The following is a 19,132-nucleotide window of genomic DNA, read 5'->3' on the forward strand; positions in this document are numbered from 1 at the left end:
TGTTATCTTTGCGGTTCTTGAGATTGGAGAAGTTGTGCAAGACCAACCAACATCGGTAACGCATAATCAAAGAACATTTTGATTCCCGAACACAAATAGTTTAGACCACTCTCACCATTCGGCGTTTTGATCAAACGGTTTTTTGGGCACTCACCCCAACAATAAGGCAAGTAAGGGCATTGCTTACAATACGTCGGCAATGAATCGCGTTTTGCCATGCCAAAAGTATATTGTCTTGTAGAGAAGGCCATTTCATTCAGTGAGTGTTCATGAATGTTGGCGAGTTTGTATTCTGGATACACATAGTGGTCGCAACTGAACACGTCGCCATTGTGCTCAATCGCCAACCCTTTGCCACAAAACTCCGCCGTCACGCAAAGCTGAGACGGTTTCCCCATTACTTGCGCCACCGCGGTTTCAAACAGATTAACCAGCACACGGCCAAGATCGTTATTCACCCACTCTTCAAAGGTCGCCATTAAAAAGCGTCCCCAGTCTTCAGGATCGACTGACCAATCCGTTACAATCGACATTGGATGCCCCGGTTTAGCCAGATCACTGCCTTTGGTTGGGATCATCTGTTCGTTCCAAAACTGCGGCGCGGTTGTTTGGAAGTTGTTGGCTTCTACCACCGGCGCAAACTGAATATAAGTCACACCCAATTCTTGGGTTAAAAATCGATATACTTCAAGCGGGTATTTCGCATTGTGACGATTCACCGTGACCAACGCGTTGAATTTCACGCCATGCGCTTTGAGCTTATCTACCGCTTTCATCACGAGATCAAACGTTGGCTTACCGCTGCGGGTTTTGCGATATTTGTCGTGCAGCTCTCGTGGCCCATCAATCGACAAGCCAACTAGGAAGTTGTGCTCTTTTAAAAACGCACACCATTCATCGTTTAGCAAAATGCCGTTGGTCTGAAGGTCGTTTTCAATGCGAACGCCTTTCGGCTGATGTTTCTTTTGCAAAGCTACGACATTGCGGAAATAGTCCAACCCAAGCAGCGTCGGCTCCCCGCCCTGCCATGAGAATACAATTTCTTCGCCATCCTGACTTTCGATATAGCTTTTCACGAACGCTTCCAGTGTTGCGTCGTCCATTTTTGGCTGCTTTTCTTGGTGCAGTAGATTTTCTTTATGCAGATAAAAGCAGTACTGACAATCGATGTTGCACTTTGCTCCGCCTGGCTTTGCCATCACATGGAATCGACGGTCATACGCGCCCAGAACCGGCGCTTTAGACGCCGTTTTAAGAGGAACAATAGGCATAGTAGTAGAATGGCGAGGGGAAATCTTACTCATACGTTTCTCACTATTACATATACCCAAATAACCTCGTGAGCGCTGTACAGCAAAAGTGAAGCTATTTGGGTATATAGCGCTCCAAAAAGCGCTATATAATCTTAATTTACTTAGAAGACTTAGGTACGAACGAACCTGCTTCCATACGAGGAGGGAATTCTTTGAATGTACCCATCACCTCTTTCACTGTATCCATTGCTGGCATCATTAAGAATGAACGCTCGTACATCCAACGAGAATAACCCATGCCTTGATCGCCTCGTTCAAATGGATCAATGCTCAAGTCAAAGATCAGTGGCACACGAAGTTTAGTGAACGGCTTACGCCATACATCCATACCCGTTTCATTCTCTTGAATCATAAAGTGGAACTTGTACTTTCCTTGGCGCAATGCCACAAGATCGCCGTCGTCGCTCCAGTAAACGAACTCATTTCGTGCGGATTTGTCTGACTTACCCGTTAAATATGGCAGTTGGTTGTAACCGTCTAGGTGAACTTTGTAGTCCATATCGCCAACTTTTTTGCCTTTTAGCAGTTCGTCTTTAACTTTGGTATCACCTGCCGCAGCAACTAGTGTCGGGAAAAAGTCCTCTAATGACATCATGCCGTTGAATGTTTTACCTGCCTCAATTTTTCCAGGCCATTTAATCAACATTGGCACACGGAAACTCCCTTCCCAGCCAGTGTTTTTCTCTGAGCGGAACGGTGTCATCCCTGCATCCGGCCACAAATCAACCATAGGGCCGTTGTCAGTGGTGTAAACAATGATTGTATTGTCATCCACACCTAACTCTTTGATCTTGTTAAGTAGCTGACCGATTTGGTCATCGTGCTGCTTAACACCATCCGCGTAGAAACCGGCACCTGTTTTACCTCGGTATTCTTCAGGAACATGTGTGAAGTTGTGCATGCGAGTGGTGTTAAACCAAGTAAAGAACGGCTTGTCCGCTTTTACTTGCTTTTCTATGAAGCTCTCTGCGGCATCAAGAAACTCACCATCAACATTTTCCATACGCTTACGCGTTAGTGGACCGGTATCTTCGATTTTGCCGTCAGCGTAAGAATGGATAACGCCACGAGGGCCAAATTTCTTCTTGAACTCCGAATCTTTAGGGTAATCCACGTTCTCTGGCTCTTCTTCTGCGTTCAAATGGTATAGGTTGCCGAAGAATTCATCAAAACCGTGGTTGGTAGGAAGATGCTCGTCTCGGTCACCTAAATGGTTCTTACCAAATTGTCCGGTTGCGTAACCCATTTGTTTAAGCACGGTTGCAATCGTCGGATCTTTTTCCGAGATACCTTCCGGAGCGCCTGGTAAGCCCACTTTTGATAGACCTGTACGTTTTGGCATTTGACCAGTGATGAATGCAGAACGGCCTGCTGTCGAGCTTTGCTGTGCGTAGAAGTTAGTGAACTTCGCACCTTCTTTAGCAATGCTATCGATGTTTGGCGTGTTGTACGCCATCATGCCTTGGTTATAGGTACTAAGGTTCCAGTAACCAACATCATCACCAAAGATGACAAGAATGTTGGGTTTGTCCGCTGCATGTGCAACTGCAGATGCAGCGCCCAAAGCTAACGTACATGCGTTAAGTACGAGTTTTTTACTGCTCGTTTTGGTCGCATTTTTCATATTATCTCCAAGAGTTCGCTAGTGCGTAAAAATGGTATTCGCTTTTCAATACCATTGTTGATATAAGATAAAGCACTAATTTCAGGCGATAAATGCAGTCAAAATTAGTTAACCTATAAATTAAATTTATGAGTGGCGTTATGGACTTAAATTTGATCCAAACTTTTCTTGTTGTTGCGGAGTTTCAATCTTATACAAAAGCCGCGGAACAATTAGGGCTTACACAACCTGCTGTGAGCGCTGCAATAAAGCGTTTAGAGCAAGTCGTAGATAAGCAATTATTCGTTAAAAAAGGACGAGGGATCGCACTAACCTCCACCGCTTATCAATTACTGCCGCAATTCCAGCAAGCGGTTAATATTATTGACAATGCGATATCTGATAAAAATCATTTTGAAGTGTGTTGTTCGGAAATTTTGTTGCACATTATGGACCCGATAAAGAACACTATTTTTTATGAATCACCACCCGAAAAATTCCTATTATTTGAGCTGTTAAGACAACAAAAAGTCGATCTAGTAATCGATACGGTGATCACGAAAGATGCAGCGTTTATTATTGAAGATGCCTATGAGGAAGAAGCCGTGGTTATCTGTCGTGAGAACCATCCCCGTGTACACGGCACGCTCACAAAAGAGCAATTTTATGAGGAAACTCACTGTTTATTTTCAGGAAAATGGAACAACATGTCGGGGTTCGAGCAACTAGCAAAGGAAACAATTCAAGAAAGAAAAGTCGACTTGATCACATCTTCGCTAGCGGGCATGGCGCTGTATGTCGCCCAAAGAGACAGTTTAGGGATCGTGTCTCAATCTTTTGCAAACAAGTGGAGCAAAGCGCTCAAACTTCAAATTTTGCCCTGCCCCATTTCGATACGCTCTATCCCTTACAAGTTCGTTTACCATAAGCGAGAGGTAAACAACCCAGCCCACATCGCTCTACGTGAAAAAATCAAAGCCAACTTAACGGCAGCCCACTACGAACCAATTTGTTTATAAATCTTGTCAATTGAAGCGTTAGGCGTTTTCGTCATCAAGCTTTCTACAAACCTTAATAGATAGAATTTTACAGATAAAAAAAGAGGCTCACGTTAATGAGCCTCTTTCTAGATGTGGAACTTCACTTAGCTTTTCTTACTTATTTGGGTTCTCTTTTAGTTTCTCCATCACTTGATCGAGCGAGAAGCTTGCTGCTTTTTGCCTTGGTGGGAACTCTTTAAACGTTTCAAGGAATCTGCCAACGTAAGCTTGCGCAGGAACAAGCATGTAAGCACGGTCTAGCATCCAATCATAGTAAGTGTTAGAAGTGATATCAGCCACTTCGTAAGGATCCATACGCAAGTTGAAGATCTTAGGAACACGAAGTGTGGTGAATGGTTCAGCCCAAATACGCAACGTGCCTTTTGCTCGTTGCTCCATAAAGACCAGCTTCCATTTGTTATAACGAAGTGCAGTTAAGTCTCCATCATCTGAGAAGTAAAAAATTTCTTCACGTGGGGCCTTATCCTCTTTACCAGTCAAATATGGTAGGAAGTTATAGCCGTCTAGGTGAACTTTGAATTTCTTACCATTCGCACTATAACCTTTGAGCAATTTCTCTTTGATATTGTCATCACCCGCGGCAGCAACGAACGTTGGCATCCAGTCCATGTGATGCATGATATCATTCGAAACAGAGCCAGCTTTAATTTTACCCGGCCAACGTACCATCGCAGGAACTCGGTACGCACCTTCCCAGTTGGTATTTTTCTCTCCACGGAATGGCGTTGTGCCTGCATCTGGCCACGAGTTCATGTGTGGGCCATTATCGGTGGAGTAAAAGACGATTGTGTTGTCTTTAATACCCAAATCATCCACTTTTTTCAGCAGCTGACCTACATGATTATCATGCTCGACCATACCATCTGCATACTCGCTGATGCCTGTTTTTCCAGAGTTCTCTTCTTTCACATGAGTACGGAAGTGCATACGAGTTGCGTTCCACCAGACAAAGAAAGGTTTTTCAGCCTTGACTGCACGATCCATAAAGTCGAGTGCCGCATCTAACGTCTCTTCATCCACGGTTTCCATGCGCTTGCGGGTTAGAGGTCCTGTATCCTCAATTTTGCCATCAGCGTACGAACGGATAACGCCGCGCGGACCGAACTTTTTACGAAACTCAGGATCTTTAGGATAATCGACGTTTTCTGGCTCCTCCTCGGCGTTCAAGTGATAAAGGTTGCCAAAAAATTCATCGAAGCCGTGATTAGTAGGAAGGTGCTCATCTTTATCACCTAAGTGGTTTTTACCAAATTGCCCTGTCATATAGCCCATCGGCTTCAGCATTTCGGCAATGGTTGCGTCCTCTTCCTTCAAGCCAAGATCAGCACCTGGAAGCCCCACTTTACTCAAACCTGTTCTAAGAACGGTTTGGCCTGTAATGAAAGTAGAACGGCCCGCTGTACAAGATTGCTCACCGTAATAGTCAGTGAACATCATGCCTTCTTTGGCGATACTGTCTATATTTGGTGTTTTGTACCCCATCAAGCCAAACGTGTAAGCACTGAGATTGGACTGGCCAATATCATCACCCCAAATGACGAGAATATTTGGTTTCTCTGCTGCGATACTGCTACTTGTCGCACCGATTAAAGCGGCGGCAAGAATCGCTAATCGGCGTTTAACGCCATATTTCGCTGTCATATAAACCTCTGTGTGTATTAGAAAAGTGCTTCCTGCAACAGAATGTATAGTTCACAAATAGCGGATAAGCGAATTTACTAAATGAGAATTCTTTCTATCTTCGCCTAACATTACACCGTTATTTGTAGCTAATACGCACTCCAATAGCACTTTAGTTCAGAGCGCCATCGCACCATTCATCACTACTGTTAATCTCAAGTATTAAGATTGTCTACGCATATCACAGTGCTCATAAAGTACCTGATTGCTTTTATATAAATATTAATGATAATACGTTTTACTACTATTAATAATTAAGGTACCCGTGTGCTTGACTCCAAGGTTTCAAATGGAAAAACTTCCCAATGCCAACACAACGGCGTTCACCATAATGATGAGGAGCTATTACTAGATAAGCGCACTCACTCTGTGGTACTCAATTACTTGCCAAACAAGAAATCTGTTCAGTTAACAAGCATTCAATTTAAGCTGCTGCAAACTCTCACTCACCATCAAGATCAAGTACTTAGTAAGCATTTTCTTTACGAAACAGTACTAAAACGTGAATTTACTGAACATGATCGAGCACTCGATATGCACATGAGCAGAATGAGAAAGCGTCTAGTTCACGAAGGCGTTCCAACAGACAGAATTCAGACAGTCCACCGCCAGGGTTACATTTTCAAGCGCTCAGACAATCAACAGAAAAATTAACGCTAATTGGCCCAACTTTTGGTAATTGACCGCTTATTTTGCTTTAATTAATGCAAATTCGAATCACGTAAAATAACTCAATGAATTTGCGCTTAATTTTTACACTTTGCATTGCTACTTTGTTTGCCGGCTGTGCAACCTATGCTGGTCTTAACTATGACCAACTGTTTGGTCCACAGCTCGTGCGTGAACGCACAGTTGACGTGGAAACCCCTCAAGCAAACTTCTTCCAAAGCGAAGTTAAACCCATTATGGATAACCGCTGTGTCGTCTGCCACGCGTGCTACGATGCACCATGTCAACTTAAGCTCTCTTCTGTTGAGGGCATTGACCGTGGTGCGAGTAAAGCACTGGTATATGAAGGAACAAGACTCACAGCCGCAGCACCAACACGCTTATTCGAAGATGCAGAAACAACCCAAGAGTGGCGCGATGCGGGTTTTCATCCGGTTCTCAACGAACGTGATCAAAGCATGGCAGCCAACATTGATGCAGGCCTTATCGCACGTTTGCTACAACAAAAAGAGCGCCACCCATTGCCTGACCAAGTCCAGTTAGAAGGCTTTGACTTTTCGATAGACCGAGAGCAAACCTGTCCGACGATTGAAGAATACGAGCAATACGAAAAGGATAACCCGACCTGGGGAATGCCTTTTGGTATGCCAAACCTATCAAACAGTGAATACCACACACTCATGACTTGGTTGGAAAACGGCGCAATAATGAACGTTCACCGACCTGTTAGTGAGAAAGAGCAAGCGCAAATAGATAAGTACGAAGCATTACTTAACCACTCTGATTTGAAAAATCAGCTGATGGCTAGGTATATATATGAGCATTTATTTTTATCTCATCTCTACTTTTCGGAACTCGATGAAGATCCCCGATTCTTCACGCTCGTCCGCTCTGCTACACCACCAGGACAGCCCGTCAAACGTATTTCAACGCGTCGCCCGTACGATGATCCAGGGGTTGAACGTGTGTTTTATCGAATTATTCCAGAGCAAGGGACCATAGTAGATAAAACTCACATGCCATTCGCGTTAAACAAGCAACGCATAGAGAACTGGAAAACTTGGTTTATTGATGCTGATTACATGGTTAGTCAGCTACCGAGTTATGAACCAGAAGTTGCTGCAAACCCGATGACATCATTCATCGACCTTCCAGTGAAGTCGCGCTTTAAGTTCATGCTAGATAATGCACAAAATACAATAATGGCATACATCAAAGGCCCAGTTTGTCGTGGCCAACTGGCATTGAATGTTATCAATGATCGCTTTTGGGTGTTTTTCCTTGATCCAGATAAAGCAGACATCCCAGAAGTAAATGAGTTTTACCGATCTCAGGCTGATAATCTAAAACTACCGGCAGAGCAAGAAAGTAACACGCTACCTGTTACCAACTGGGTCAAGTACGCGCGTCAACAAGCTCGCTACCTAGAGGCTAAATCTGAGTTCACTAATAACTGGTTTAAAGAAGGTGAAAACCTATCCACCGATGTAATTTGGGATGGTAATGGCACCAACCATAATGCGGCATTAACGATATTCCGCCATTTTGATAGTGCTTCTGTTGTTCAAGGGTTAGTTGGTGAGCAGCCTAAAACAGTGTGGATTCTTGACTACGCGCTACTAGAGCGTATCCACTATTTGCTTGTTGCTGGGTTTGACGTTTACGGTAACTTCGGCCATCAGCTCATGACACGAATGTTTATGGACTTCTTGCGTCTAGAAGGCGAAAGTAACTTTATCTCGTTGTTACCCACCGATATGCGCCATGAACTTCAATCTAGCTGGTATAAAGATCAAAGCCCGCAGTTGAGTGACTTTTTACAACGAAATGTGAAGCCGTTTAACCAACCAACCAGCGTTCAGTATAAGAGTGACGATCCAAAAACGGAGTTGGTGGAGTTGTTGAGCGAACATGTTTCAGATGTGCTTCTGCCTCGCTACGAAATTCAAGACACGGCTCTTTCTGCGAGTAGTGAAAAGCAACTAAAACGTATTGACCACGTTCGTGGTGAAGGCCTAAAAACCGTTCCGCAAATCACTATGCTTATGGTGAGAAGTCAATCAGGGGAAGATGAACTGTTCACCTTACTTCACAACAATGCACACACAAACATCTCTAGCTTGTTTGATGAAGAAAGTAACCGTGACTTTGCTAACGATGATATGACCATTGTACGCGGCGTTGTGGGAAGCTACCCTGCGGCATTTTTCTCGATCAACGAAAACCAAGTAAAAGATTTTGTCGATCAATTTAGTGCCATCCAAAACGAGTCCGATTACGTTAAGTTATTGGATAATTTTGCGATTCGTAGAAGCTCAGAAAAATTCTGGTCATTTAGCGATCGTTTACACAATTGGTACCGTACAAAACAACCGATCGAATTTGGATTACTTGACTATAATCGTTTTGAGAATCGATGATGATTTAAGGGGGTTCTCATGGGTATCCGAGATAACATTGCCGCTCTTGAACAACAGATTTACGTTGCTTGTTCTGAGGGAGACTACGAAACGGTCAATATGCTTGAGCATCAACTCGAATACTTACGTGGCAAAGTGGAACATCCTTTTGATGATGACCCTTATGCCCTAGACACTCGATTCGAGTGGGAAGATGACATGACCGAATAGAAAAAACCTCCGGAAAGCCGGAGGTTTTTTTATTTTCAATGCTCGATGGATTACTTCGCCATTAACTCATCCAGAGCTTGAATTGATGCAGACACTTGAGAAACTAAATCATCTTTAGTCGCATTATAGGTATCTAGAGGTTGAGGCGCGGCTTCAATTGCTTGGCAAGCGTTCATTAGCGCAGTTAGTCCTAAACTTCCTGCACTGCCCTTTAATTTATGGGCAAGGTTCTTTACTTCTTTACTATCATTGTCCTCAGCAGACGCTTGCAGCTTGCTTAATACATCGGTGCTGGTGGCTCTAAACAGATTAATAATGTGCAACATCTTATCTCTGCCCAAGATTTTCATATCGGACTCAATCACGCTCGGATTAATGATAACCACATCGGGTTCCTTTGTTTTAGGTGCTTGAACGACCTTTAATTGTAGCTCTTGTTCTTGAGGCGAAATTTGATCAAACGGGGTACAGTCGGCATTTTGTGGCAACAACAACGGCTTTCCGTCTAGCGCATCCTGAATCAATGCCGCGAGTGCCTCTTTTGCCAATGGCTTAGGCAAGTATCCGTCAAAACCAGCGGCTAGATAGCGCTCAACTTCTTCCGCAAAAACGTGCGCAGACACTGCAATCATTGGCGTGACGGCAAGCGCTTTATTGGCCGGCTTATCACACTCAATCCGCTTTAAGCGTTGGATCAACTCAGTTCCATCACAATCAGGGAGGTTGATGTCGACCAAAGCGATATCAAAATCTTGTGTGCTGATCAGTTGCTCTGCTTGTGAGCCGTTTTCTGCCATCACGACTTGATGCCCCATGCTTTCTAGAAAACCTTCCGCGACCACTCGGTTGACTTCATTATCTTCTACCAGCAAGACCTTTGCTTTCACTTTGCAACGTGCGGTTGCCACGGTTCCTGTTTCAACAGGTTCGCTTTCCTCTAACGGAATAGAGAACCAGAATCGGCTACCATTTCCCTCTTCGGAATCGACTTCTAAAACACCGCCCATCGCTTCAATGATTCGCTTACTGATAGCAAGTCCAAGCCCCGTGCCTCCAGTTTGGCTCATCCCACCTTCAGCTTGCGTGAAGGCATCAAACAACGTTCTCTGGTATTTTTTGGCAATTCCTATTCCAGTGTCTGATACTTCAAATAGGACTTGCGACTCGTCCTCTGGGTTCAGGCTAACGTAGATATCAATTTCTCCTTCGTCAGTGAACTTAATCGCGTTACCAACAAGATTGTTCAGCACCTGACTGATTCTGGTGACATCCCCTTTCCAGTAGCGACTAACATCACTTTCAATATGGTAGGAGAACAGCAGCTTCTTCTCTTGTGCTCGACTGTTCATTAACTGGAAAGTGTCCTCCACCATTTGGTGTAAATCAAAGCCCATGTGACGAATTTCTAAATGCCCCGCTTCAATCTTGGAGTAATCCAGTACATCATTAAGGATCGCGAGCAACGTTTTACCACTACGATTAATGATTTCCGCATAACGCTTTTGAATTGGGTTGAGGCCTGAGTCAATCAACAAGCGTGCTGTCCCCAACACTCCGTTCATTGGCGTTCTTATCTCATGGCTCATCGTCGCCAAGAATGCCGATTTTGCTCGGCTCGCTTGCTCTGCTTGCTTGCGAGCTTTAGCGTGATTCAAAACCTCTTCATTCAAACGGCGGTTTGCTTGTTTTAACTGCGAAGTGCGCTGCTCAACGAGCTCTTCTAAATGCTCTTTATGCTCCTCAAGCTCTCGCTTGGCTTGAGCTTCACCCTCTGCTACCACTTTTAGTGCTTGCGCGGTATTACGAGCCGTGATGATGGCCTGCCCCATATGCGCCAACTCATCTTTGCCTTTCACTTCCAACTCAACCGCTAAGTTACCCTGCGCCACAGACAGCAACGCAGCGGAATATTCAGCTAACCGCTTCACAACAGAAAGGTACACCACACGCCATAAAATCAGCACCAATACAATCAAACCAACAATTGAAATAACGGTTAAAGACCACTGAGCGAATTTCAGTGTGCTGGTCAATTGGTCTACAGCGACGGTAGTGGTTTTGTTTGAATCATCAACCAATTTGTTGACCGTGCCATTAAGCTCTGAGAACAACTCTAATGTCTTTTGCATCAGTTGTTGTGACTGTTCGTTATTCTCGTATTGCTGCATCAGTATAGAAAATACGACCTGACGCTTACCAAGCTCTATGAGCAGTTGGCTCATTTGCTTAGAGCGCGTAGGATCTTCCACAGCGAGTACACGGCGTTGCATGATTTTGAGGTTGCTATCGAAATCACTTTGAACCTGTTGAATTCGCTCAATATTCGTTAATGTCCGAGCCTCTTCAATCTGATTCAACATTTTAAAGGCCAACAAGTGCAGTTCATGCAATCGCTCAGTCAGATCAAGATCGACCTCCACCAGTGCATCTAGCGCCTGATAAACTTGCGATTTTTTATTCGATTCTAATAAGTCATAAATATGCGTGACGTTAGCAACAGCAATGGTGCTTGTATTCTGAACTTGCGTACGAGTTAGTTGTTCTAGCTCTTCACTGAGCAGACGCATTTCTTCAACACGAGTATCTATCTCTTTTGCAAGCCACAGCTTTTTTTCAACCGAAACACCGAGTTCTGCCAAATTGTCGATAACGTTCTGGACGTTATTCTCTAAAGCTTCTAACAATTGAGAATCGAACGACTCACTCCCGAGCTCCTTGATGTGAGTGAGTAAAGACTCGAGCTGTTCGAACAGCACTCGCCCTGACTCCTTTCTTTCCTGCTCGTTTCTTGCGTTCGACAACATTTGTACAGACGAAATAATACGAGTACTCAACTCAGAGACTTGCCTCGCCTCAATCATGGCGGGAATCGCAGAATCCACGACATTTCTTTCGGTTTTGGCAACCAAAGAAAATCCAGACACACCAATAAGTGCCGATAACATGACCAGTATTGCCATCGCAATGAAAGACAACAAAAGTTTACGACCGATGCTTGCAGTTGCTAGCAGCATATTTTCATGACCTTAATGTTCGTGTTCAGCGACATATTACGTTATATTTTGCAGTGTTTACTTAATCTATGCCAACGAACTTCATTTCATGGTTAAAAATCAACACGCATTTCGCACATTTTTCAAACATTCTGCAGCCACTTTAACCCTAGTTGCTTCTTTGCCAGCGGTTGCCGCAGAGAAAGTATGTGCAATATACCCTCACCTAAAGGATTCATACTGGTTGTCAGTAAACTATGGAATGGTGTCCGAAGCGAAAAGAGAAGGTGTCGAGCTACGAGTCCTTGAAGCGGGCGGCTACCCAAACAAAACCCGTCAAGAACAACAACTCGCACTGTGTAACCAATGGGGAGCAGATGCGGTTATCCTTGGGACCGTGGACCCACAGGCTTACGAGCATTCACTTAAAAATTGGGTGGGGAATACTCCCGTTTTTGCTACTGTGAACCAACTCGACTTGGATGAAGAACAAAGTGAGTTGCTAAAAGGGACTGTCGGTGTTGACTGGCATTGGATGGGATACGAAGCGGGTCAATATTTGGCAGCTCGCCATCCAAAGGGGTCAGGAAAAACCAACATTGCCTTACTTTTGGGGCCGCGAACTCGTGGTGGTACGAAACCCGTTACTGCCGGATTTTATGAAGCGATACAAGGAAGTGATATCAACATTGTTGACTCATTTTGGGCAGACAACGACAAGGAGTTACAACGTAACCTAGTTCAACGTGTGATCGATATGGGAAATATAGATTACATTGTTGGCAGTGCAGTGGCGATTGAAGCGGCCATCAGTGAGCTGCGCAGTGCCGGCAAAGCTGAGGAGATCGGTTTAGTTTCTGTGTACTTAAGTCATGGTGTATATCGAGGCCTGTTACGTAACAAAGTACTCTTCGCACCAACAGATAAAATGGTGCAGCAAGGTCGGCTTTCCGTGATGCAAGCAACGCATTACTTAAGAGGTGAAGCTTATGACAAACATGCCTCACCAACCATCAAACCACTGACTCCGAAGACGCTTCATGACGACACGATCGAAGAATCGTTATCTCCGTCAGAATATAGGCCGACATTCCGTGTTAAGGCTGTTGATTGAAAGACCAAAAACGTGTTCTATTGAGTCACAACAATTTTAAAATCATACAAACGGAAACATCTTGATGCAAAAAACCATTCGTACCATGCCAACCCATAAACATGTGGCTTTGGTCGCTCACGACAACTGCAAACCTGAGCTACTTCGCTGGGTAAAAGAAAACAAAGAAAAGCTACAGAGTCACTTCCTTTACGCAACTGGCACGACAGGACACATGCTGAGTAAAGAAACTGGACTTGCGATCAAGAGCATGATCAGTGGTCCGATGGGCGGTGATCAACAACTAGGCGCTCTCATTTCAGAAGGCAAAATCGACGTTCTCGTTTTCTTTTGGGATCCACTGAATGCCGTACCTCACGACCCAGATGTTAAAGCGCTTCTTCGTATTGCTAGTGTTTGGAATATTCCTGTAGCAACGAACCGAGCCACAGCTAAGTTCCTGTTTAACTCCCCTCTTCTTGAGCAAGAAGTAGACATCGAAGTACCGGATTACGAAGCCTATCTTGCTGAGCGCATGTAAGCTTTGATGCCAACCAAATAAAGCAAGGGCGATACCAAGTATCGCCCTTGCTGTTTTTAACATTCTAAACGTTGCATTTAACGGGAAGTCACGATGGGATAGTCACCATTAACGAGCTCTTGAACGAATGCAGATCCCGCGCCAGTATGCGTGATCCAAACCTTCTCTTTCGCACGTGTAATCGCCACGTAAAATAGCCTGCGCTCTTCTGCGTAAGGGAATTTGTCTTTGGACTCCGTCAACGCACCATCAATGTGAATTTGCTTCTTCTTAGCGGGGAATTGCCCCTCATCCACAGAAAGAATAATCACAAAGTCAGCTTCGCGTCCTTTACTCGCATGGCAAGTCATAAAGCGAATATCGAGATTAGGGAAACGTCGCAACCAATCGTCGAACAAATCGGGCTTATGGTAATGGTTACGTCCTAGCAATAAAACTGACTTGGTTTGCTTGGCTTGCTGATTCAAGTGATCCAAGATCTTTTCCACTTGATTGCTCGGCGCGGTATGTACGCTCTTCTGCTTGCGTTGTTTGTGGCTGTTTAGTGTTTTCGGCAACTGCGATGGGTTTTGCTGCACGAATGTATTCGCTACATCACCAATCTGATTGTTGAAACGATAAGTTGTATCTAAGTGATGAACGGTAGAGTGAGCAAAGCGTTCTTTAAAGCCAGTGATAAGATCGACATCCGCTCCTGCAAACTGATAGATCGCTTGCCAATCGTCGCCAACAGCAAATAACGTGGCACCTGCTTGTTTCTGAGTGGATTCACACAGTGCTTCAATCAATGCCAGACGATCTGGAGAGATATCTTGATACTCATCGACCATAATAAAGCGCCATGGCGAGACAAACTTCCCTTTATTCACATAATCTGTCGCACGACTGATCATGGTTGGGAAATCCACTTGGTTGCTTTCTTTAAGCATTTTCTGCCACGCTGTAAAACATGGCCAGCATAAGGCGAGTTCACTATTTAAACGCGTATAGTCTTGGTGGTTTACGAGCTTTTCTTGTACTTGCTTTTTGGTCAACCCTACCGACGCTAAATGAGACAGCTGCGAATCTAGCCAAGCGATCAGTTTTGGATTTTCTGAATGGCTTCCTAACTCATCATCCCCTTTTAGGTACGCAATCGGCCATTTGTCTAAATGTTTTTGCCAACGTTTAAAGTTGGTGGGTGTCATCCAATGTTTTTTCAACCAGTCTACACACCATGCTGTTCGTTGATTTTCGTCCAACGCTAAAGGACTAATTTCGACAGGTTGCTGTTCGACTTGTTTAAGAATATACAAACCCAACTGATGGAATGTGTTTACGCGCACACCGTCTGCCGCCATGCCCACTTTATCTACTAAGCGTTCTTTCATTTCAGTCGCCGCATCACGACCGAACGCTAACATGAGAAGCTCTTCTGCTTGAGCTTGATGGCTTTGCAACAAATAGGCAACTCGTGCGGTTAAAACGCTGGTTTTGCCCGAGCCGGCCCCAGCAAGAACTAAGTTGTGGTCGTCGTTGAGCAATACCGCATATTGCTGGGATAAATTCAAAGGAGAGGATTCAATTTGATTAAACAGCACTTCCCAATTTGGACGTTCTGCTTCTAGCCAATCGCGATTACGCTCACCAAGCGCCTCAGAGGTATCAATGAGCCAAGGCTCTATTTGCGACATACGATTCGGCATTCGCATTTTGGCTTCTTCTAGGGTGGTTTTCATCTCGCTTAACTCTTGGTTAAGGCTTTCAACCCAGGAGACCACTTGAGAATGCGATAAGTAAGCAGGCAAGTGCTTTAGTTTGTAAAGCTCTTCTTCCCACTTAGGTAGATACTCAGCCAGTTTTCGGCACTGAGTGTTGTGCCACTCTTGATATTGACGAACGGCCTCAAGCGCGAACTTTCGGCATTGTGGCCACGGTAAACCTTGGACTAGCCAGCTTTGTTGTTTGCCTTCGTGTTCATGAGCAAAAAACTGTAAAGAGCTCCATAATAACCCACGCTTTACGCTAACTTTGCCATTCCAGATCGTAAAAGGAATATGTTCTTCACTGCCTATCGAGCTTAATAAAACACTGTTCTCTTTTATTTCGACGTGATGGTACTCATTTTGAATAAAAAACTGTGCTTTGCTAGTGGCAGTAAGCTGCATGAAACGTGCGCCTTTTAGTTTAGAAGTTGTCGATTTATATCATTTTAAGGCGCTAAATTGTAGCAACGGCGAGCTCCTAAGTAAGCTTCTTCTTCTATTCTTTAATAAAATTCACATTACTGTCGATTTAATAACCTAAAGCTGAGGTTATTTGAAGCTGGCTTTACAATCCTCAATACATGACCTGGCAGTTTTAATATAAGTCGATGACATCCCTGCTGATTTTATCAACAACCACGAATTTTTCTTAAAGTAAATCATAAACGCGCTATAGTGGGTCTGGTAGTATTCCCCCTGTTCTTCATCGGAAACATAAGGCGCATTGTGCAAGCAACTTCTAAATTTCGGCTATATTGGGCAAACAAGACGATAAATTACAGCGTTCTTATCCTTATTACCTTACTGGGTGTGGTTATCCCAACTTGGTACTTCGAGCAAAACACGCTGATAACGCCATTAATATTAGGTGTTATTGCTGCTGCTTTGGCTGAAAGTGATGACAGTTTCACTGGACGCATCAAGGCTCTGACTCTCACCTTTCTCTGTTTTGCGCTTGCTGCTTTTTCAATTGAAATCTTGTTCGATACCCCTTGGGCTTTTGCGTTGGGATTATTTATCTCAACCTTCGGCTTCATCATTCTTGGAGCGATAGGTCCTAAGTACGCGAGTATTGCTTTTGGTTCGTTGCTGATCGCTATTTATACTATGCTTGGCGCACATGAAAGCACCAACATTTGGTTTCAGCCACTACTGCTTTTAACTGGTGCCGCCTGGTATTACTTCATGTCCATGATTTGGCAGATATTTTGGCCTCTTCAACCGGTGCAACAAAGCTTAGCCAATGTGTTCTTCCAAATGGCGAATTATCTTGATGCGAAAGCCAAGCTTTTTCACCCTGTGACCAACTTGACGCCACAACCGCTGCGGATTGAAGCTGCAAAATGCAATGCTGCCACGGTTACGGCACTAAACGCTTGTAAAACCACATTACTTAACCGATCGAAACGGGGTCACATTGATGGGCCTAGTGACCGATTTTTAAATATTTATTTCATCGCTCAAGACATTCACGAACGCGTCAGTTCTAGCCATTATCGCTATCAGGATTTAGCGACCGAATTTGAACGTTCTGATGTGCTGTTTCGTTTTAAATATCTTTTGGAGTCTCAAGCCCAAGCGTGTCGTGATATTGCACTAGCCATTCAGCTAGGAAATGAATACTCCCATACCGATCAATCTATTCTGGCATTAGCTGAAGTACAAAACTCTCTTGCTTATCTAGAAGAACAAAAGCAAGGGCACTGGAAACGTCTGCTGATGCAGTTAACATATTTATTCAATAACTTAGCGACGGTAGAAAAACAACTTAATAACATTAACAACCCAGATGTTGAAGGCCTCGAAGAAGATACCCTCGCCGATACCAACCCACACACGCTAAAAGCGATGTGGCAGCGTATATCAGCAAATTTACACAAAGATTCGATGCTGTTTCGGCATGCATTACGTATGTCAATTGCCTTAACGATTGGCTATGGAATCATTCAAATATTCAACATCGACCGAGGTTACTGGATACTCTTAACCACTTTATTCGTATGCCAACCGAACTACAGTGCCACTCGCCAAAAATTGACGGCAAGAGTAATAGGTACATTAGCTGGTTTGTTGATTGGTGTACCATTGCTGACTTTTTTCCCTTCTCAAGAAAGCCAGTTAGTATTTATCGTTATCTCTGGTGTGATGTTTTTCGCCTTCCGGATGAACAACTATGGGTACGCGACTGGTTTTATTACACTGCTCGTCCTCTTCTTATTTAATCAACTAGGTGAAGGTTACGCAGTTGTCCTTCCTCGACTAGCAGATACCCTCATCGGGTGTGTGCTTGCAGTAGGAGCAGTATTAGTTATTTTGCCCGACTGGCAGTCGAGAAGGCTTCACAAAGTTATGTCGGATGCGATAGAGGCGAACAAGCAGTATCTCGATCAGATCATTGGTCAGTATAGAATCGGCAAGAAAGACAATTTGAGCTACCGTATCGCTCGCCGCCAGGCCCATAATAATGATGCCTCACTCTCTTCTGCGATTAGTACGATGCTGGCGGAGCCTGGCAAATATCGCGCAGCTGTTGATGAAAGTTTTCGCTTCCTAACGTTAAATCACGCAATGTTGAACTATATTTCTGCATTAGGCGCGCACAGAACTCGCATCGAAGATGAGTCAATTCATAAACTCGTTTTAGATGCTCACCGTTGTATTCATCAGCATCTGGATGTACTTCATAAACAGCTTCACCAGCATTGTGAGGAGTGTGACCTATCTAATATTGATGATGCTGGACTCGAGCAACGCTTAAACGAATGGCGCGATGAAGACGACAGCTCTGCCCGCATGGTATTGCAGCAACTTCATCTTATCTATCGCATGCTCCCAGAGCTTCATTCACTTGCTAGTAAGTTTGCCGTCAGGGTAAGTTAGTAACATTCAAACCATATGTAAGAGGGAAGCGCTATATCGCTTCCCTTTTTCTTTTTACGCTTCCATCTACCCCAAAGTGGGTAATTATGTACCTTCTTAGGAAAAATCTGACGTATCACTTAACACACCTTGACAATATTCGGACAAAAAGCAATCGATCAAATTCTAATCTATTTTGGTTGAATAAATATGTTGTATCCAAAGGATGAAGAATTTCGGGCAACGACGGATAAACCGAATCACGACGAAGGTATTGAGATGAACGCACAACAATTTAATGAACTTAAACAAAAGCTCAGTGATTTAACGGCAAGTCAGTTAAAGTCATTACAAGGTGAGATCAGCGTGAAACTAAATAAAGCGCAAAAACCGGTTCTATCTGGTGAAGAAAGAGAAATGCTTGCCAAACTGTTTGCCTAATCAAGTCATTGATATAAAACACTTGAACGTTTTATAAACTCCACCTATGCTCTCACTATCATAATGTTGGGAGTAGTGATATGCCTGTATCAGGAATTCAATCTGGACACCACATCGTTCAGATGTCACAACAAATGGCCGAGAAAGCTGCACATGGCATTTACAATAATGTAAGTAAGGTAAAAGAAGAGCTTTCTGATCACAACATCGATTTAGCTGCGGTTGCGGATGTCGCAATAACAGCCTCAACACCTAGCCTTCCCTCTCAAAAAGTTGAATCTCTCATCAACCTAGCACAAGCCGCTGGTTATAACCGAGTTGGCGCGTCTGTCATAGAGAAAAACAATGAAATCATTGGCAGCTTGCTAGACATCCACGTTTAGGCGATTTAACGTCAAATTATCGCTATTTTAATTTCCAACTATCACTATAACGTCGTAACAAGATAACCCCTTTGCTTCGCTCTTTCTTTCTATTTCGATTCAAATATCTCCTGTTTAAAAT

The 19,132-nt window shown here is 43.9% G+C and carries 14 protein-coding genes; 9 read left to right on the forward strand and 5 right to left on the reverse strand.

The annotated features are described in order from the left end of the window. Positions 1–2 precede the first annotated feature (2 nt). Together KJB35_RS22870 and KJB35_RS22875 are read right to left on the reverse strand one after the other, a co-directional pair. Positions 3–1,304 (reverse strand): anaerobic sulfatase maturase, encoded by a 1,302-nt coding sequence (locus KJB35_RS22870; protein ID WP_053303500.1) that lies wholly within the window; start codon positions 1,302–1,304, stop codon positions 3–5. Positions 1,305–1,410: 106 nt separating this feature from the next. Beyond that, positions 1,411–2,937 carry an arylsulfatase gene (locus KJB35_RS22875; RefSeq protein ID WP_285358057.1) on the reverse strand — a complete coding sequence of 509 codons (1,527 nt, stop codon included), beginning with the start codon at positions 2,935–2,937 and terminating at the stop codon, positions 1,411–1,413. 140 nt (positions 2,938–3,077) lie between these two features. Here KJB35_RS22875 and KJB35_RS22880 point away from each other — a divergent pair, with 140 nt between their 5' ends. After that, positions 3,078–3,935, forward strand: coding sequence for a LysR family transcriptional regulator (locus KJB35_RS22880; protein WP_025767859.1), 858 nt, complete (start codon positions 3,078–3,080; stop codon positions 3,933–3,935). Positions 3,936–4,070: 135 nt separating this feature from the next. On the opposite strand, the gene KJB35_RS22885 is transcribed toward KJB35_RS22880, so the two are convergent. Beyond that, positions 4,071–5,618 (reverse strand): arylsulfatase, encoded by a 1,548-nt coding sequence (locus KJB35_RS22885; protein WP_005376560.1) that lies wholly within the window; start codon positions 5,616–5,618, stop codon positions 4,071–4,073. 306 nt (positions 5,619–5,924) lie between these two features. On the opposite strand from KJB35_RS22885, the gene KJB35_RS22890 reads away from it, so the two are divergent. From KJB35_RS22890 to KJB35_RS22900, 3 genes are all read left to right on the forward strand, one after another. After that, positions 5,925–6,311: a winged helix-turn-helix domain-containing protein gene (locus tag KJB35_RS22890; RefSeq protein WP_005376561.1), complete on the forward strand. Its 387-nt coding sequence runs from the start codon at positions 5,925–5,927 to the stop codon at positions 6,309–6,311. A gap of 80 nt (positions 6,312–6,391) precedes the next feature. Continuing rightward, positions 6,392–8,746 (forward strand): fatty acid cis/trans isomerase, encoded by a 2,355-nt coding sequence (locus KJB35_RS22895; protein ID WP_054701750.1) that lies wholly within the window; start codon positions 6,392–6,394, stop codon positions 8,744–8,746. 18 nt (positions 8,747–8,764) lie between these two features. Continuing rightward, the gene (locus tag KJB35_RS22900; RefSeq protein ID WP_005376565.1) at positions 8,765–8,956 is read left to right on the forward strand and encodes a hypothetical protein; all 192 of its coding nucleotides are present in this window, start codon (positions 8,765–8,767) and stop codon (positions 8,954–8,956) included. Positions 8,957–9,006: 50 nt separating this feature from the next. On the opposite strand, the gene torS is transcribed toward KJB35_RS22900, so the two are convergent. Further along, a complete protein-coding gene (gene torS, locus KJB35_RS22905) occupies positions 9,007–11,970 on the reverse strand; it encodes a TMAO reductase system sensor histidine kinase/response regulator TorS (protein WP_064369292.1) in 2,964 nt (987 codons plus the stop codon). A gap of 43 nt (positions 11,971–12,013) precedes the next feature. Between torS and torT the strand changes: the two genes are divergently transcribed. Both torT and KJB35_RS22915 read left to right on the forward strand, forming a co-directional pair. Then, entirely contained in the window at positions 12,014–13,063 is a 1,050-nt protein-coding gene (torT, locus tag KJB35_RS22910; protein ID WP_285358068.1) for a TMAO reductase system periplasmic protein TorT, read from the forward strand. A gap of 64 nt (positions 13,064–13,127) precedes the next feature. Then, positions 13,128–13,583 carry a methylglyoxal synthase gene (locus tag KJB35_RS22915; RefSeq protein WP_005376571.1) on the forward strand — a complete coding sequence of 152 codons (456 nt, stop codon included), beginning with the start codon at positions 13,128–13,130 and terminating at the stop codon, positions 13,581–13,583. A gap of 77 nt (positions 13,584–13,660) precedes the next feature. On the opposite strand, the gene helD is transcribed toward KJB35_RS22915, so the two are convergent. Beyond that, positions 13,661–15,730 (reverse strand): DNA helicase IV, encoded by a 2,070-nt coding sequence (gene helD, locus KJB35_RS22920; protein ID WP_033906474.1) that lies wholly within the window; start codon positions 15,728–15,730, stop codon positions 13,661–13,663. 324 nt (positions 15,731–16,054) lie between these two features. On the opposite strand from helD, the gene yccS reads away from it, so the two are divergent. From yccS to KJB35_RS22935, 3 genes are all read left to right on the forward strand, one after another. Continuing rightward, positions 16,055–18,208 (forward strand): YccS family putative transporter, encoded by a 2,154-nt coding sequence (gene yccS, locus KJB35_RS22925; protein ID WP_033906473.1) that lies wholly within the window; start codon positions 16,055–16,057, stop codon positions 18,206–18,208. A gap of 189 nt (positions 18,209–18,397) precedes the next feature. Beyond that, a complete protein-coding gene (locus tag KJB35_RS22930) occupies positions 18,398–18,628 on the forward strand; it encodes a hypothetical protein (RefSeq protein ID WP_005376575.1) in 231 nt (76 codons plus the stop codon). Positions 18,629–18,708: 80 nt separating this feature from the next. After that, positions 18,709–19,011, forward strand: coding sequence for a hypothetical protein (locus KJB35_RS22935; protein ID WP_017635368.1), 303 nt, complete (start codon positions 18,709–18,711; stop codon positions 19,009–19,011). Positions 19,012–19,132: the final 121 nt, after the last annotated feature.

Origin of the sequence: Vibrio sp. D431a (assembly GCF_030248655.1) — a bacterium.
Lineage (GTDB): Bacteria > Pseudomonadota > Gammaproteobacteria > Enterobacterales > Vibrionaceae > Vibrio > Vibrio alginolyticus.

What these genes read in the sequence shown, in the direction of transcription:
- KJB35_RS22915 (WP_005376571.1), top strand. Translation starts at nt 13,128, where the DNA reads ATGCAAAAAACCATTCGTACCATGCCAACCCATAAACATGTGGCTTTG.
- KJB35_RS22870 (WP_053303500.1), bottom strand. Translation starts at nt 1,304, where the DNA reads ATGAGTAAGATTTCCCCTCGCCATTCTACTACTATGCCTATTGTTCCT.
- KJB35_RS22895 (WP_054701750.1), top strand. Translation starts at nt 6,392, where the DNA reads ATGAATTTGCGCTTAATTTTTACACTTTGCATTGCTACTTTGTTTGCC.
- KJB35_RS22880 (WP_025767859.1), top strand. Translation starts at nt 3,078, where the DNA reads ATGGACTTAAATTTGATCCAAACTTTTCTTGTTGTTGCGGAGTTTCAA.
- KJB35_RS22885 (WP_005376560.1), bottom strand. Translation starts at nt 5,618, where the DNA reads ATGACAGCGAAATATGGCGTTAAACGCCGATTAGCGATTCTTGCCGCC.
- KJB35_RS22935 (WP_017635368.1), top strand. Translation starts at nt 18,709, where the DNA reads ATGCCTGTATCAGGAATTCAATCTGGACACCACATCGTTCAGATGTCA.
- KJB35_RS22930 (WP_005376575.1), top strand. Translation starts at nt 18,398, where the DNA reads ATGTTGTATCCAAAGGATGAAGAATTTCGGGCAACGACGGATAAACCG.
- torS (WP_064369292.1), bottom strand. Translation starts at nt 11,970, where the DNA reads ATGCTGCTAGCAACTGCAAGCATCGGTCGTAAACTTTTGTTGTCTTTC.
- KJB35_RS22900 (WP_005376565.1), top strand. Translation starts at nt 8,765, where the DNA reads ATGGGTATCCGAGATAACATTGCCGCTCTTGAACAACAGATTTACGTT.
- KJB35_RS22875 (WP_285358057.1), bottom strand. Translation starts at nt 2,937, where the DNA reads ATGAAAAATGCGACCAAAACGAGCAGTAAAAAACTCGTACTTAACGCA.
- helD (WP_033906474.1), bottom strand. Translation starts at nt 15,730, where the DNA reads ATGCAGCTTACTGCCACTAGCAAAGCACAGTTTTTTATTCAAAATGAG.